A 14663-nucleotide genomic window follows, 5' to 3' on the forward strand; every position below is an offset into this window, starting at 1 on the left:
ATAACTCAGGTCCGTTGGTCAAGGGGTTAAGACACCGCCTTTTCACGGCGGTAACACGGGTTCGAATCCCGTACGGACTATGGTATGTTGCGGGTGGAACACTTGATGAAAAAAGATTAAAAAAGTTTCAAAAAAGTGTTGACAAGAAAAAGCAGCTGTGATATACTAATATAGTTGTCACTTGAGAGAAGCGAGTGACAAAGACCTTTGAAAACTGAACAAGACGAACCAATGTGCAGGGCACTACAACTAAGATTGTAGTACTGAACAATGAAAAAACAATAAATCTGTCAGTGACAGAAATGAGTGAGAACTCAAACTTTTAATGAGAGTTTGATCCTGGCTCAGGACGAACGCTGGCGGCGTGCCTAATACATGCAAGTAGAACGCTGAAGGAGGAGCTTGCTTCTCTGGATGAGTTGCGAACGGGTGAGTAACGCGTAGGTAACCTGCCTGGTAGCGGGGGATAACTATTGGAAACGATAGCTAATACCGCATAATAGTAGATGTTGCATGACATTTACTTAAAAGGTGCAATTGCATCACTACCAGATGGACCTGCGTTGTATTAGCTAGTTGGTGGGGTAACGGCTCACCAAGGCGACGATACATAGCCGACCTGAGAGGGTGATCGGCCACACTGGGACTGAGACACGGCCCAGACTCCTACGGGAGGCAGCAGTAGGGAATCTTCGGCAATGGACGGAAGTCTGACCGAGCAACGCCGCGTGAGTGAAGAAGGTTTTCGGATCGTAAAGCTCTGTTGTAAGAGAAGAACGAGTGTGAGAGTGGAAAGTTCACACTGTGACGGTATCTTACCAGAAAGGGACGGCTAACTACGTGCCAGCAGCCGCGGTAATACGTAGGTCCCGAGCGTTGTCCGGATTTATTGGGCGTAAAGCGAGCGCAGGCGGTTAGATAAGTCTGAAGTTAAAGGCTGTGGCTTAACCATAGTACGCTTTGGAAACTGTTTAACTTGAGTGCAAGAGGGGAGAGTGGAATTCCATGTGTAGCGGTGAAATGCGTAGATATATGGAGGAACACCGGTGGCGAAAGCGGCTCTCTGGCTTGTAACTGACGCTGAGGCTCGAAAGCGTGGGGAGCAAACAGGATTAGATACCCTGGTAGTCCACGCCGTAAACGATGAGTGCTAGGTGTTAGACCCTTTCCGGGGTTTAGTGCCGTAGCTAACGCATTAAGCACTCCGCCTGGGGAGTACGACCGCAAGGTTGAAACTCAAAGGAATTGACGGGGGCCCGCACAAGCGGTGGAGCATGTGGTTTAATTCGAAGCAACGCGAAGAACCTTACCAGGTCTTGACATCCCTCTGACCGCTCTAGAGATAGAGCTTTCCTTCGGGACAGAGGTGACAGGTGGTGCATGGTTGTCGTCAGCTCGTGTCGTGAGATGTTGGGTTAAGTCCCGCAACGAGCGCAACCCCTATTGTTAGTTGCCATCATTCAGTTGGGCACTCTAGCGAGACTGCCGGTAATAAACCGGAGGAAGGTGGGGATGACGTCAAATCATCATGCCCCTTATGACCTGGGCTACACACGTGCTACAATGGCTGGTACAACGAGTCGCAAGCCGGTGACGGCAAGCTAATCTCTTAAAGCCAGTCTCAGTTCGGATTGTAGGCTGCAACTCGCCTACATGAAGTCGGAATCGCTAGTAATCGCGGATCAGCACGCCGCGGTGAATACGTTCCCGGGCCTTGTACACACCGCCCGTCACACCACGAGAGTTTGTAACACCCGAAGTCGGTGAGGTAACCGTAAGGAGCCAGCCGCCTAAGGTGGGATAGATGATTGGGGTGAAGTCGTAACAAGGTAGCCGTATCGGAAGGTGCGGCTGGATCACCTCCTTTCTAAGGATAAGGAACTGCGCATTGGTCTTGTTTAGTCTTGAGAGGTCTTGTGGGGCCTTAGCTCAGCTGGGAGAGCGCCTGCTTTGCACGCAGGAGGTCAGCGGTTCGATCCCGCTAGGCTCCATTGGTGAGAGATCACCAAGTAATGCACATTGAAAATTGAATATCTATATCAAATAGTAACAAGAAAATAAACCGAAAACGCTGTAGTATTAATAAGAGTTTATGACTGAAAGGTCAAAAAATAAGGTTAAGTTAATAAGGGCGCACGGTGGATGCCTTGGCACTAGGAGCCGAAGAAGGACGTGACAAACGACGATATGCCTTGGGTAGCTGTAAGTGAGCGATGATCCAGGGATTTCCGAATGGGGGAACCCAACAGGTACTACCTGTTACCCGCATCTGTTAAGGATGTGAGGAGGAAGACGCAGTGAACTGAAACATCTAAGTAGCTGCAGGAAGAGAAAGCAAAAGCGATTGCCTTAGTAGCGGCGAGCGAAACGGCAGGAGGGCAAACCGAAGAGTTTACTCTTCGGGGTTGTAGGACTGCAATGTGGACTCAAGGATTATAGAAGAATGATTTGGGAAGATCAGCCAAAGAGAGTAATAGCCTCGTATTTAAAATAGTCTTTGTACCTAGCAGTATCCTGAGTACGGCGGGACACGTGAAATCCCGTCGGAATCTGGGAGGACCATCTCCCAACCCTAAATACTCCCTAGTGACCGATAGTGAACCAGTACCGTGAGGGAAAGGTGAAAAGCACCCCGGGAGGGGAGTGAAATAGAACCTGAAACCGTGTGCCTACAACAAGTTCGAGCCCGTTAATGGGTGAGAGCGTGCCTTTTGTAGAATGAACCGGCGAGTTACGTTATGATGCGAGGTTAAGTTGAAGAGACGGAGCCGTAGGGAAACCGAGTCTGAATAGGGCGCCTTAGTATCATGACGTAGACCCGAAACCATGTGACCTACCCATGAGCAGGTTGAAGGTGCGGTAAGACGCACTGGAGGACCGAACCAGGGCACGTTGAAAAGTGCTTGGATGACTTGTGGGTAGCGGAGAAATTCCAAACGAACTTGGAGATAGCTGGTTCTCTCCGAAATAGCTTTAGGGCTAGCGTCGACATTAAGATTCTTGGAGGTAGAGCACTGTTTGGGTGAGGGGTCCATCCCGGATTACCAATCTCAGATAAACTCCGAATGCCAATGAATTATGGTCGGCAGTCAGACTGCGAGTGCTAAGATCCGTAGTCGAAAGGGAAACAGCCCAGACCACCAGCTAAGGTCCCAAAATAATTGTTAAGTGGAAAAGGATGTGGGGTTGCACAGACAACTAGGATGTTAGCTTAGAAGCAGCTATTCATTCAAAGAGTGCGTAATAGCTCACTAGTCGAGTGACCCTGCGCCGAAAATGTACCGGGGCTAAAACAATTTACCGAAGCTGTGGATACCTTTATAGGTATGGTAGGAGAGCGTTCTATGTGTGATGAAGGTGTACCGTGAGGAGTGCTGGAACGCATAGAAGTGAGAATGCCGGTATGAGTAGCGAAAGACAGGTGAGAATCCTGTCCACCGTAAGACTAAGGTTTCCAGGGGAAGGCTCGTCCGCCCTGGGTTAGTCGGGACCTAAGGAGAGACCGAAAGGTGTATCCGATGGACAACAGGTTGATATTCCTGTACTAGAGTATGTAGTGATGGAGGGACGCAGTAGGCTAACTAAAGCAGACGATTGGAAGAGTCTGTCTAAGCAGTGAGGTGTGATATGAGTCAAATGCTTATATCTGTAACATTGAGCTGTGATGGGGAGCGAAGTTTAGTAGCGAAGTTAGTGACGTCACACTGCCAAGAAAAGCTTCTAGCGTTTAAACATACTCTACCCGTACCGCAAACCGACACAGGTAGTCGAGGCGAGTAGCCTCAGGTGAGCGAGAGAACTCTCGTTAAGGAACTCGGCAAAATGACCCCGTAACTTCGGGAGAAGGGGTGCTGACTTTACGTCAGCCGCAGTGAATAGGCCCAAGCAACTGTTTATCAAAAACACAGCTCTCTGCTAAATCGTAAGATGATGTATAGGGGGTGACGCCTGCCCGGTGCTGGAAGGTTAAGAGGAGTGCTTAGCGTAAGCGAAGGTATGAATTGAAGCCCCAGTAAACGGCGGCCGTAACTATAACGGTCCTAAGGTAGCGAAATTCCTTGTCGGGTAAGTTCCGACCCGCACGAAAGGCGTAATGATTTGGGCACTGTCTCAACGAGAGACTCGGTGAAATTTTAGTACCTGTGAAGATGCAGGTTACCCGCGACAGGACGGAAAGACCCCATGGAGCTTTACTGCAGTTTGATATTGAGTGTCTGTACCACATGTACAGGATAGGTAGGAGTCTAAGAGATCGGGACGCCAGTTTCGAAGGAGACGTTGTTGGGATACTACCCTTGTGTTATGGCCACTCTAACCCGGATAGGTGATCCCTATCGGAGACAGTGTCTGACGGGCAGTTTGACTGGGGCGGTCGCCTCCTAAAAGGTAACGGAGGCGCCCAAAGGTTCCCTCAGAATGGTTGGAAATCATTCGCAGAGTGTAAAGGTATAAGGGAGCTTGACTGCGAGAGCTACAACTCGAGCAGGGACGAAAGTCGGGCTTAGTGATCCGGTGGTTCCGTATGGAAGGGCCATCGCTCAACGGATAAAAGCTACCCTGGGGATAACAGGCTTATCTCCCCCAAGAGTTCACATCGACGGGGAGGTTTGGCACCTCGATGTCGGCTCGTCGCATCCTGGGGCTGTAGTCGGTCCCAAGGGTTGGGCTGTTCGCCCATTAAAGCGGCACGCGAGCTGGGTTCAGAACGTCGTGAGACAGTTCGGTCCCTATCCGTCGCGGGCGTAGGAAATTTGAGAGGATCTGCTCCTAGTACGAGAGGACCAGAGTGGACTTACCGCTGGTGTACCAGTTGTCTTGCCAAAGGCATCGCTGGGTAGCTATGTAGGGAAGGGATAAACGCTGAAAGCATCTAAGTGTGAAACCCACCTCAAGATGAGATTTCCCATGATTTTATATCAGTAAGAGCCCTGAGAGATGATCAGGTAGATAGGTTAGAAGTGGAAGTGTGGCGACACATGTAGCGGACTAATACTAATAGCTCGAGGACTTATCCAAAGTAACTGAGAATATGAAAGCGAGAGGTTTTCTTGGTTTGAATAGATATTCAATTTTGAGTAGGTATTACTCAGAGTTAAGTGACGATAGCCTAGGAGATACACCTGTACCCATGCCGAACACAGAAGTTAAGCCCTAGAACGCCGGAAGTAGTTGGGGGTTGCCCCCTGTGAGATATGGAAGTCGCTTAGCTTTATTCCGCCATAGCTCAGTTGGTAGTAGCGCATGACTGTTAATCATGATGTCGTAGGTTCGAGTCCTACTGGCGGAGTAGTTAATTAAGAGAGGTTTAGTCCTCTTTTTTTATTTTCGTGAACATAAAAATAGGCTCTCTGTCAACTGTAGTGGATTGAAGAAAAGATAATATCTAGAAAGGACAAATTTCGTCCTTTCTTTTTTGATGTTTAGAGCGATGAAAATACTTTTTTTGAAGTTTTCAAAGTGTTGACGATTTTATATTTGTCCTTGAGAAAGATTTTAAAAACAGTCTGAAAAATCTAATTTTGAGCTGCACCCCAAAAGTTAGACAGAAAAAATCTAACTTTTGGGGTGTTTTTATTATGAAATTAACATATGATGATAAAGTTTAGATCTATGAACTTAGAAAATAAGGATATAGCTAGAGAAGCTTTCAAATAAATTTGGGATAAACAATTCTAATCTTAGATACATGATTAAATTGATTGATCGTTACGGAATAGAGTTCGTCAAAAAAGGAAAAAATCGTTACTATTCTCCTGGTTTAAAACAAGAAATGATTCATAAAGTCTTACATGAAGCTGGACTAAAGATAGAGTTTCTCTTGAATACGGCCTCCCAAGTCGTACGATACTTCTTAACTGGCTAGCACAATACAAGAAAAACGGGTATACTATTGTTGAGAAAACAAGAGGGAGAGTACCTAAAATGGGACGTAAGCCAAAAAAGAGACCTGAAGAGAGGACAGAATTAGAACGTCTTCAAGCAGAAAATGAGTACCTGAGAGCGGAGAATGCCATCCTAAAAAAGTTGATAGAACTCCGATTGAAGGAGAAAAAAGAGAAAGAAGAAAGACAGAAATTGTTCAAGAATTAATGACTGAGTTTTCGTTAGATATTCTTCTAAAAGCCATTAAACTAGCTCGTTCGACTTACTACTATCACTTGAAACAGCTAGACAAACCAGATAAGGACCAAGAGCTTAAAGCTGAAATTCAATCTATTTTTATCGAACACAAGGGAAATTATGGTTATCGTCGGATTCATTTAGAACTAAGAAACCGTGGTTATCTGGTAAATCAGAAAAGAGTTCAACGTTTGATGAAAGTACTCAATTTACAAGCTAAAATGCGACAGAAACGAAAATATTCTTCTCATGGTAAGAAGGCAGATAATCTCATTCAACGTCAATTTGAAGGCTCTAAAACAATGGAAAAGTGCTACACAGATGTGACAGAATTTGCCATTCCAGCAAGTACTCAAAAGCTTTACTTATCACCAGTTTTAGATGGCTTTAATAGCGAAATTATTGCCCATAATTTTTCAACTTCACCCAACTTAACACAAGTAAAAACCATGTTGGAACAGGCCTTCACAGAGAAGCACTACGAGAATACGATTCTCCATAGTGACCAAGGTTGGCAATACCAACACGATTCTTACCATCGGTTCCTAGAGAGTAAGGGAATTCAAGCATCCATGTCACGTAAAGGTAACAGCCAAGACAACGGTATGATGGAGTCCTTTTTTGGCATTCTGAAATCGGAGATGTTTTATGGTTATGAGAAGTCATTTCAGTCGCTTAGCAATTGGAACAAGCCATTCTAGACTATATTGATTACTACAACAATAAACGAATTAAGGTAAAACTAAAAGGGCTTAGCCCTGTGCAATACAGATTGGGGTCAGTACAATCTGATGCTATGCGTTTTTCTCAATTTAAGATTTTTACCTCAGTCTCTTTTAGTATTTAACACAGTTAATAAGGTCTATAATAGTCTAATTTAGGTAGTAAATTTGTTCATATTCTGTCAACTTTTCCTATTTGTTATCTTTTTGAGGTTGGTTTTTAAGCAATTCAGGAATTGATAGTGAATGTGTAAAATTTTTTGTTAGAATAAGCTTATAAAAAGTAAAGGGGTATAGGCTTATGTTACAAAAGATTTATGAGCAGATGACGGATTTTTATAGAAATACTGAAGAAGAGTATGGTACGTTCTTCGGAGATCATTTTGACTGGGAACATTCTCATTTTAAGTTTTTGATTTATTATCTTGTCCGATATCGTATTGTGAGCTATCGGGATTTTATTGTTTACCATTATCGTGTTGCTTATCGTTTGTATCTTGAAAAATTGATAATGAAACAAGGTTTTGTTGCTTGTTGAGACAGCATGCGTTAATTTCCGAACAAATTTAACTTTTTGTGGAAAAATAATGATAAATAGCCGGAATTTTTTCTAAAACATTTTTTAATAGTTGGAAATAGCAAATCTTTCTATTGTTTCTTCTTGATAAAAAGGCGATTTTTTCTTATAATAAATTGTAAGATATAATTGCAGGTGAGAGTCCTGCCATGTATGTGAGAAAGGAAGAGCCTGAGGGCTCAGACAAGATTATGACTTCAGTTGTTGTTGTAGGTACCCAATGGGGTGATGAAGGTAAAGGGAAGATTACAGACTTCCTTTCAGCGAATGCAGAAGTGATTGCACGTTACCAAGGTGGTGATAATGCAGGTCACACAATTGTGATTGATGGTAAGAAATTTAAGTTGCACTTGATTCCATCCGGGATTTTCTTCCCTGAAAAAATTTCTGTTATTGGTAACGGAATGGTTGTAAATCCTAAATCTCTTGTAAAAGAGTTGAGCTATCTTCATGAGGAGGGTGTGACAACTGATAACTTGCGTATTTCTGATCGCGCGCATGTTATTTTGCCTTATCATATCGAGTTAGACCGTTTGCAAGAAGAAGCTAAGGGCGACAATAAGATTGGTACTACAATCAAGGGGATTGGTCCAGCTTATATGGACAAGGCTGCTCGTGTTGGGATTCGTATCGCAGATCTTTTGGATAAAGATATTTTCCGTGAGCGTTTAGAACGTAACCTTGCTGAAAAGAATCGTCTCTTTGAAAAATTGTATGACAGTAAAGCGATTGCTTTCGATGATATTTTTGAAGAGTATTACGAATATGGTCAACAAATCAAGAAGTATGTGACAGATACATCTGTCATTTTGAATGATGCACTTGATAACGGTAAACGTGTGCTTTTTGAAGGTGCACAAGGTGTTATGCTAGATATCGACCAAGGTACTTATCCATTTGTTACGTCATCAAACCCTGTGGCTGGTGGTGTTACGATTGGTTCTGGTGTTGGTCCAAGTAAGATTGACAAGGTTGTAGGTGTATGTAAAGCCTATACGAGTCGTGTAGGAGACGGTCCTTTCCCAACTGAGTTGTTTGATGAAGTGGGAGAACGTATTCGTGAAGTTGGTCATGAATATGGTACAACAACTGGTCGTCCACGTCGTGTGGGTTGGTTTGACTCAGTTGTGATGCGTCATAGCCGTCGTGTTTCTGGTATTACTAACCTTTCATTGAACTCTATCGATGTTTTGAGTGGTTTAGATACAGTGAAAATCTGTGTGGCCTATGATCTGGATGGTCAACGTATTGACTACTATCCAGCTAGTCTTGAGCAATTGAAACGTTGCAAGCCTATCTATGAAGAGTTGCCAGGTTGGTCAGAAGATATTACCGGAGTTCGTAATTTGGAAGATCTTCCTGAGAATGCGCGTAACTATGTTCGTCGTGTGAGTGAATTGGTTGGCGTTCGTATTTCTACTTTCTCAGTAGGTCCTGGTCGTGAACAAACAAATATTTTAGAAAGTGTTTGGTCCTAAGAGATTTTTAAGATTTGTTTAAGATAGGTAGGGTATACTATAGACAGTTACAAGAAGACCTCCTAACTTGTTGTAACAAATATCCTAAACTTTTCTTTTTCATAATAATCTCCCTATAAAGTCACCGCATTCGGTGGCTTTTTTTGTCTTGGGATTCATGATATAATAATAAAATCGATAAGTAGTAAAAGGGAAATTGATGAATTATACAGTTGAAGAAAAAGAAGTCTTTATGAGGGAAGCTTTGAGAGAGGCTGAGATTGCTATTGAACACGATGAAATTCCAATTGGTTGTGTGATTGTCAAGGACGGAGAAATCATTGGCCGTGGGCATAATGCGCGTGAGGAACTGCAGCGAGCGGTTATGCATGCGGAGATTATGGCCATAGAGAATGCGAACCTGAGTGAGGAGAGCTGGCGCTTGCTGGATTGCACGCTTTTTGTGACTATTGAGCCGTGTGTCATGTGTAGTGGTGCGATTGGACTCGCCCGTATTCCAAACGTGGTCTATGGGGCTAAGAATCAGAAATTTGGTGCTGCGGGGAGCCTCTATGATATCTTGACAGATGAGCGGCTCAATCATCGTGTAGAAGTTGAAACAGGAATTTTGGAAGGTGAATGTGCAGGCATTATGCAGGACTTTTTTAGAAATCGCCGTAAAAAATAATTTCTCTTTCAAATTTTAGTGGAATGTGATATAATGAATAGTGGAGCAACAGTTCTGCGTGAAGCGGGTCAGGGGAGGAATCCAGCAGCCCTAAGCGAATTGAATTGTGTGCTCTTTTTTTTCGTGCTTTTTCCGAATAAATAGGTTAGAATAATTTAGAATAAATGATAATAGAAAAGAGAAGATGATGAAAATTCGTGGTTTTGAATTGGTTTCTAGTTTTACAGATGAAAATTTACTGCCAAAGCGTGAGACGGCGCATGCTGCTGGTTATGATTTAAAGGTGGCGGAACGTACGGTGATTGCACCAGGAGAGATTGTCTTGGTTCCTACAGGGGTTAAGGCTTATATGCAACCGACGGAGGTCCTCTATCTTTATGATCGTTCTTCAAACCCTCGTAAAAAGGGTTTGGTGTTAATCAACTCAGTTGGGGTTATTGATGGGGATTATTATGGAAATCCAGGAAATGAAGGGCATATTTTTGCGCAGATGAAGAATATCACAGATCAAGAGGTTGTTCTTGAAGTTGGAGAACGTGTTGTCCAGGCTGTTTTTGCACCATTTTTAATAGCAGATGGAGATGAGGCAGACGGCGTGCGGACTGGTGGTTTTGGTTCGACAGGGAACTAGGATGAAGATTATCTTTGTACGTCACGGGGAACCAGATTATCGTGAGTTAGAGGAGCGTTCCTATACGGGATTTGGGATAGATTTGGCACCCTTGTCTGAGGAGGGACGGCAGCAAGCTCAGGAACTGAGCATCAATCCTTTACTCTCTTCAGCTGAAATAGTCGTATCTTCTGCAGTCACAAGAGCTTTAGAAACGGCTTCTTATGTGGCTTGTGTTACTGGACTTCCTTTGAGAGTAGAGCCTTTATTGCATGAATGGCAGGTCTATGAAAGTGGTACAGATAATTTTGAAAAAGCTCGTACTATGTTTCTAGAAAATAAGGGGGAGTTACTTCCTAATAGTCCTATTCAATATGAGACAGCTACGGAGATGAAGTCTCGTTTTCTAGAATGCATGGCTAAGTACCGAGACTCCCAGACAGTACTAGTGGTAGCCCATCGTATGCTGATACGGCAGTTTGTGCCAAATGAGAAGATTGATTTTTGCCAAGTAATTGAGTGTGAGATAGAGATATAGAAAGAGGTTTATCATCGCAAAGAAAAAAGCGACATTTGTATGTCAAAATTGTGGCTATAATTCCCCTAAATATCTGGGGCGTTGCCCTAACTGTGGGTCTTGGTCTTCTTTTGTAGAAGAGGTTGAGGTTGCTGAGGTCAAGAATGCGCGTGTATCCTTAACAGGTGAGAAAACCAAGCCCATGAAACTGGCTGAGGTGACTTCCATCAATGTTAACCGAACCAAGACAGAGATGGAGGAATTTAACCGTGTACTTGGAGGCGGAGTGGTACCAGGAAGTCTCGTCCTCATAGGTGGGGATCCTGGAATCGGGAAATCAACGCTTCTCCTACAAGTCTCAACCCAGTTGTCTCAAGTGGGAACGGTTCTCTATGTCAGTGGGGAGGAGTCTGCCCAGCAGATTAAGCTACGAGCAGAGCGCTTGGGAGATATTGATAGCGCGTTTTATCTCTATGCAGAGACCAATATGCAGAGTGTTCGAACTGAGGTAGAAAGAATCCAGCCAGACTTCCTCATTATTGACTCCATTCAGACTATTATGTCTCCTGAGATTTCAGGGGTGCAGGGGTCTGTTTCTCAAGTGCGTGAGGTGACGGCTGAGCTTATGCAACTGGCCAAAACTAATAACATTGCCATCTTTATCGTAGGTCATGTGACCAAGGAAGGAACCTTGGCTGGGCCGAGAATGTTGGAGCATATGGTGGATACGGTGCTTTACTTTGAAGGGGAGCGTCACCATACCTTTCGTATTCTGAGAGCGGTCAAAAACCGTTTTGGTTCTACCAATGAGATTGGGATTTTTGAGATGCAGTCGGGCGGTTTGGTTGAGGTTCTCAATCCGAGTCAAGTTTTCCTAGAAGAGCGTTTGGATGGAGCGACTGGCTCATCAATCGTTGTGACCATGGAAGGGACGCGTCCAATTTTAGCGGAGGTTCAGGCTTTGGTAACACCGACCATGTTTGGAAATGCCAAACGTACGACGACAGGACTTGATTTTAATCGTGCTAGCTTGATTATGGCTGTTTTGGAAAAGCGTGCAGGTCTTCTCTTGCAAAATCAGGATGCTTATCTTAAATCTGCTGGCGGTGTCAAATTGGATGAACCTGCCATTGACTTGGCCGTTGCAGTTGCTATTGCTTCGAGCTATAAAGACAAGCAAACTAATCCTCAGGAATGTTTTGTCGGAGAATTGGGCTTGACAGGAGAAATTCGACGTGTGAATCGTATCGAGCAACGCATCAATGAAGCTGCTAAGCTTGGATTTACAAAAATCTATGTACCGAAAAATTCCTTGACAGGAATCACTCCGCCTAAGGAAATTCAGGTCATTGGAGTAACAACGATTCAGGAAGTTTTGAAAAAGGTCTTTGCATAATCCGTGACAAATCCTCTTAAAAATGATAAGATAGGAGAAATATTTGACTATCAAATTTTTAAGGAGGGAATCGTGTCGTATTTTGAACAGTTTATGCAAGCCAATCAGGCTTATGTTGCCCTACATGGGCAGTTAAATTTGCCACTTAAACCCAAAACAAGAGTAGCTATTGTGACCTGTATGGACTCACGTTTGCACGTGGCGCAAGCTTTGGGATTGGCACTTGGGGATGCTCATATCTTGCGGAATGCAGGTGGTCGAGTGACTGAGGACATGATTCGTTCGCTGGTTATTTCCCAGCAACAGATGGGGACAAGAGAGATTGTGGTGTTACACCATACAGACTGTGGTGCTCAGACTTTTGAAAATGGCTCTTTTCAGGAGTATCTGAAAGAGGAACTAGGTGTCGATGTGTCAGATCAGGACTTCTTGCCCTTCCAAGATATAGAGGAGAGTGTACGCGAGGACATGCAACTTCTTATCGAGTCTCCCCTAATACCAGACGATGTCATTATCTCTGGTGCTATTTACGATGTGGATACAGGAAGTATGACAGTCGTAGAATTATAAACACTTCATTTAGAAAGAAAGTGTATGAAGAAAAACAGCATTTTATTTATTTTTATCTTATTGCTATGTATTGGTTTACAATATGAAACCATCTACTATACGGACGGTTCGATGTCAGCTGCGGAATATGGTCTAATGGGAGTTTCTATCTTTCTAGCTCTCTTTTACATGATTCCGGCTCTTTATTTCCTTTTCCGTATTGGGAAAAAATGGGAATTGCCAAAGAAGGCCTTGATTCTGTCTTTATTGGGAGGGATGTTCCTTTCAGGCTGGTTGTCTAGCTTTGCTAATACCTATATCCATGATTTGCTGGGCGTTCTTTTCCCAGATAGTACATTTTTAAATGCCTTTGAAAGTGCTATTGTGGCTCCTTTGGTAGAAGAACCCTTGAAATTGTTGCCACTTGTCTTTGTTTTAGCTTTGATTCCTGTCCGAAAATTAAAATCTTTGTTTTTACTAGGGATTGCTTCTGGTTTGGGATTTCAAATGATTGAGGATATTGGCTACATTCGTACGGATTTGCCAGAAGGATTTGACTTTACTATTTCGAGAATTTTAGAGCGTATCATCTCAGGAATTGCCTCTCACTGGACTTTTTCAGGTCTAGCTGTAGTGGGTGTTTACTTGCTTTACAGAGCCTATAAAGGGCAGAAGGTTGGCAAGAAACAGGGGCTTATTTTCCTAGCTTTAGCCTTGGGAACTCATTTCTTGTTTAACTCCCCTTTTGTGGAATTAGAGACAGAGTTGCCTTTAGCGATTCCAGTGGTTATGGCTATTACTCTCTATGGTTTTTATCAGGCTTATCGCTTTGTTGAGAAGCACAATGAGTTGATGAACTAGAATATTTTTTAAAAGAATGATGCAAGGGTACAAATATGGTGCCCTTCTTTTATTTTTGATTGAAAAATAGTGCAAAAAGCGCTACAATGGTAAATGGAAAAATCTTGTGAAAAGCACAAGCGATACATATATACCGGAGGAAATCATGTCTTTTTCTGATTTAAAGCTGTTTGCCCTTTCTTCTAATCAAGAATTGGCAAAACGTGTGGCGCAGGAGATTGGGATAGAGTTGGGGAAATCAAGTGTTCGCCAATTTTCAGATGGAGAGATTCAGGTTAACATTGAAGAATCAATCCGTGGGAAACACGTCTTTATCCTACAATCAACTAGTTCGCCTGTAAATGACAATCTGCTTGAAATTTTGATTATGGTGGATGCTTTGAAGCGTGCGAGTGCAGAATCTGTCAATGTTGTCATGCCTTACTATGGGTATGCACGTCAGGATAGAAAGGCGAGAGCGCGTGAGCCAATCACATCAAAACTTGTCGCAAATATGCTTGAAGTAGCTGGAGTGGATCGTTTATTGACCATCGACTTGCATGCTGCGCAGATTCAAGGATTCTTTGATATTCCTGTGGATCATTTGATGGGAGCTCCTCTGATTGCGGATTATTTTGAGCGTCGTGGCATGGTTGGTTCTGACTATGTGGTTGTCAGCCCAGACCATGGAGGAGTGACTCGTGCTCGTAAGTTGGCTGAGTTTTTGAAAACATCTATCGCTATCATCGACAAACGTCGCAGTGTTGATAAGATGAATACCAGTGAAGTCATGAACATCATCGGTAAGGTCGAAGGCAAGACTTGTATCTTGATTGATGATATGATTGATACTGCTGGAACGATTTGTCATGCGGCAGATGCTCTTGCAGAAGCTGGTGCTGTTGAAGTATATGCAAGCTGTACGCACCCAGTTCTTTCTGGTCCTGCTATGGACAATATCCAAAAATCAGCTATTAAGAAATTGGTTGTTTTGGATACCATCTATCTGCCAGAAGAGCGTTTGATTGATAAGATTGAGCAGATTTCAATCGCTCATCTCCTAGGGGATGCTATTGTACGTATTCATGAAAAACGCCCACTTTCTCCACTTTTCAGTATTGAGAAAAAGATTTAAGTTTTCACTTAGAATAAAACATACTCCTAGCAGAAGTGAACTGCTAGGAGCT

Annotated in this window: 9 protein-coding genes, 3 tRNA genes, 3 rRNA genes, 1 other RNA gene and 2 pseudogenes; 17 read left to right on the forward strand and 1 reads right to left on the reverse strand. The window is 43.4% G+C overall.

Translation table 11 applies throughout. From position 1 onward, the window contains the following. Positions 1–8 precede the first annotated feature (8 nt). The 6 genes from SK578_RS00265 to SK578_RS00290 all read left to right on the forward strand — a co-directional run bounded on the left by SK578_RS00265 (position 9) and on the right by SK578_RS00290 (position 5287). Positions 9–80 (forward strand) — tRNA-Glu (locus SK578_RS00265). Between the two features lie 241 nt (positions 81–321). Next, a 16S ribosomal RNA gene (locus SK578_RS00270) occupies positions 322–1867 on the forward strand. Between the two features lie 51 nt (positions 1868–1918). Continuing rightward, positions 1919–1991: transfer RNA gene (locus SK578_RS00275), tRNA-Ala, on the forward strand. A 124-nt stretch (positions 1992–2115) separates the two neighbouring features. After that, positions 2116–5016 (forward strand): 23S ribosomal RNA (locus SK578_RS00280). Positions 5017–5092: 76 nt separating this feature from the next. After that, positions 5093–5208, forward strand: a 5S ribosomal RNA gene (gene rrf / locus SK578_RS00285). The 16S, 23S and 5S rRNA genes sit together here with 3 tRNA genes alongside, the layout of an rRNA operon. Positions 5209–5213: 5 nt before the next feature. Further along, positions 5214–5287 (forward strand) — tRNA-Asn (locus SK578_RS00290). Positions 5288–5382: 95 nt separating this feature from the next. Here the strand turns inward: SK578_RS00290 and SK578_RS10305 are convergent. Beyond that, positions 5383–5513: pseudogene (locus SK578_RS10305) on the reverse strand (ISL3 family transposase); the annotation flags it as partial. A 93-nt stretch (positions 5514–5606) separates the two neighbouring features. Between SK578_RS10305 and SK578_RS10785 the strand changes: the two are divergent. The 11 genes and pseudogenes from SK578_RS10785 to SK578_RS00350 form a co-directional block, all read left to right on the forward strand. After that, positions 5607–6901 (forward strand): annotated as a pseudogene (locus tag SK578_RS10785) (IS3 family transposase); the annotation flags it as partial. A gap of 242 nt (positions 6902–7143) precedes the next feature. Then, complete coding sequence (gene comW, locus SK578_RS00310) at positions 7144–7380, forward strand: sigma(X)-activator ComW (RefSeq protein ID WP_042749729.1); 237 nt, start codon at positions 7144–7146, stop codon at positions 7378–7380. A gap of 230 nt (positions 7381–7610) precedes the next feature. After that, entirely contained in the window at positions 7611–8897 is a 1287-nt protein-coding gene (locus SK578_RS00315; protein ID WP_001832534.1) for an adenylosuccinate synthase, read from the forward strand. 199 nt (positions 8898–9096) lie between these two features. Then, positions 9097–9564, forward strand: a complete 468-nt coding sequence (tadA, locus tag SK578_RS00320) for a tRNA adenosine(34) deaminase TadA (RefSeq protein ID WP_042749731.1) — start codon at positions 9097–9099, stop codon at positions 9562–9564. A gap of 32 nt (positions 9565–9596) precedes the next feature. After that, an RNA gene (gene ffs, locus SK578_RS10320) (signal recognition particle sRNA small type) lies at positions 9597–9693 on the forward strand. A 58-nt stretch (positions 9694–9751) separates the two neighbouring features. Further along, positions 9752–10195 carry a dUTP diphosphatase gene (locus tag SK578_RS00325; RefSeq protein WP_042749732.1) on the forward strand — a complete coding sequence of 148 codons (444 nt, stop codon included), beginning with the start codon at positions 9752–9754 and terminating at the stop codon, positions 10193–10195. Further along, on the forward strand, positions 10146–10712 hold the full coding sequence (locus SK578_RS00330; protein WP_161683507.1) for a histidine phosphatase family protein: 567 nt from the start codon (positions 10146–10148) through the stop codon (positions 10710–10712). The genes SK578_RS00325 and SK578_RS00330 overlap by 50 nt, the downstream gene beginning before the upstream one ends. Before the next feature lie 13 nt (positions 10713–10725). Next, positions 10726–12087: a DNA repair protein RadA gene (radA, locus tag SK578_RS00335; protein ID WP_080709924.1), complete on the forward strand. Its 1362-nt coding sequence runs from the start codon at positions 10726–10728 to the stop codon at positions 12085–12087. Between the two features lie 72 nt (positions 12088–12159). Next, entirely contained in the window at positions 12160–12657 is a 498-nt protein-coding gene (locus tag SK578_RS00340) for a beta-class carbonic anhydrase (protein WP_004236873.1), read from the forward strand. Positions 12658–12681: 24 nt separating this feature from the next. Further along, a complete protein-coding gene (locus SK578_RS00345) occupies positions 12682–13497 on the forward strand; it encodes a PrsW family intramembrane metalloprotease (RefSeq protein ID WP_042749739.1) in 816 nt (271 codons plus the stop codon). Positions 13498–13642: 145 nt separating this feature from the next. Then, positions 13643–14611: a ribose-phosphate diphosphokinase gene (locus SK578_RS00350; RefSeq protein WP_033682853.1), complete on the forward strand. Its 969-nt coding sequence runs from the start codon at positions 13643–13645 to the stop codon at positions 14609–14611. The last annotated feature ends 52 nt before the right edge of the window (positions 14612–14663 follow it).

The sequence above is a fragment of the Streptococcus mitis genome (assembly GCF_000722755.1).
Taxonomy (GTDB): Bacteria; Bacillota; Bacilli; order Lactobacillales; family Streptococcaceae; genus Streptococcus; species Streptococcus mitis_CM.

Bases quoted from the DNA above. Each gene is read 5' to 3' on its own strand.
- SK578_RS00325 (WP_042749732.1), top strand. From the start codon at position 9,752: ATGAAAATTCGTGGTTTTGAATTGGTTTCTAGTTTTACAGATGAAAAT.
- SK578_RS00350 (WP_033682853.1), top strand. From the start codon at position 13,643: ATGTCTTTTTCTGATTTAAAGCTGTTTGCCCTTTCTTCTAATCAAGAA.
- comW (WP_042749729.1), top strand. From the start codon at position 7,144: ATGTTACAAAAGATTTATGAGCAGATGACGGATTTTTATAGAAATACT.
- tadA (WP_042749731.1), top strand. From the start codon at position 9,097: ATGAATTATACAGTTGAAGAAAAAGAAGTCTTTATGAGGGAAGCTTTG.
- SK578_RS00315 (WP_001832534.1), top strand. From the start codon at position 7,611: ATGACTTCAGTTGTTGTTGTAGGTACCCAATGGGGTGATGAAGGTAAA.
- SK578_RS00330 (WP_161683507.1), top strand. From the start codon at position 10,146: ATGAGGCAGACGGCGTGCGGACTGGTGGTTTTGGTTCGACAGGGAACT.
- SK578_RS00345 (WP_042749739.1), top strand. From the start codon at position 12,682: ATGAAGAAAAACAGCATTTTATTTATTTTTATCTTATTGCTATGTATT.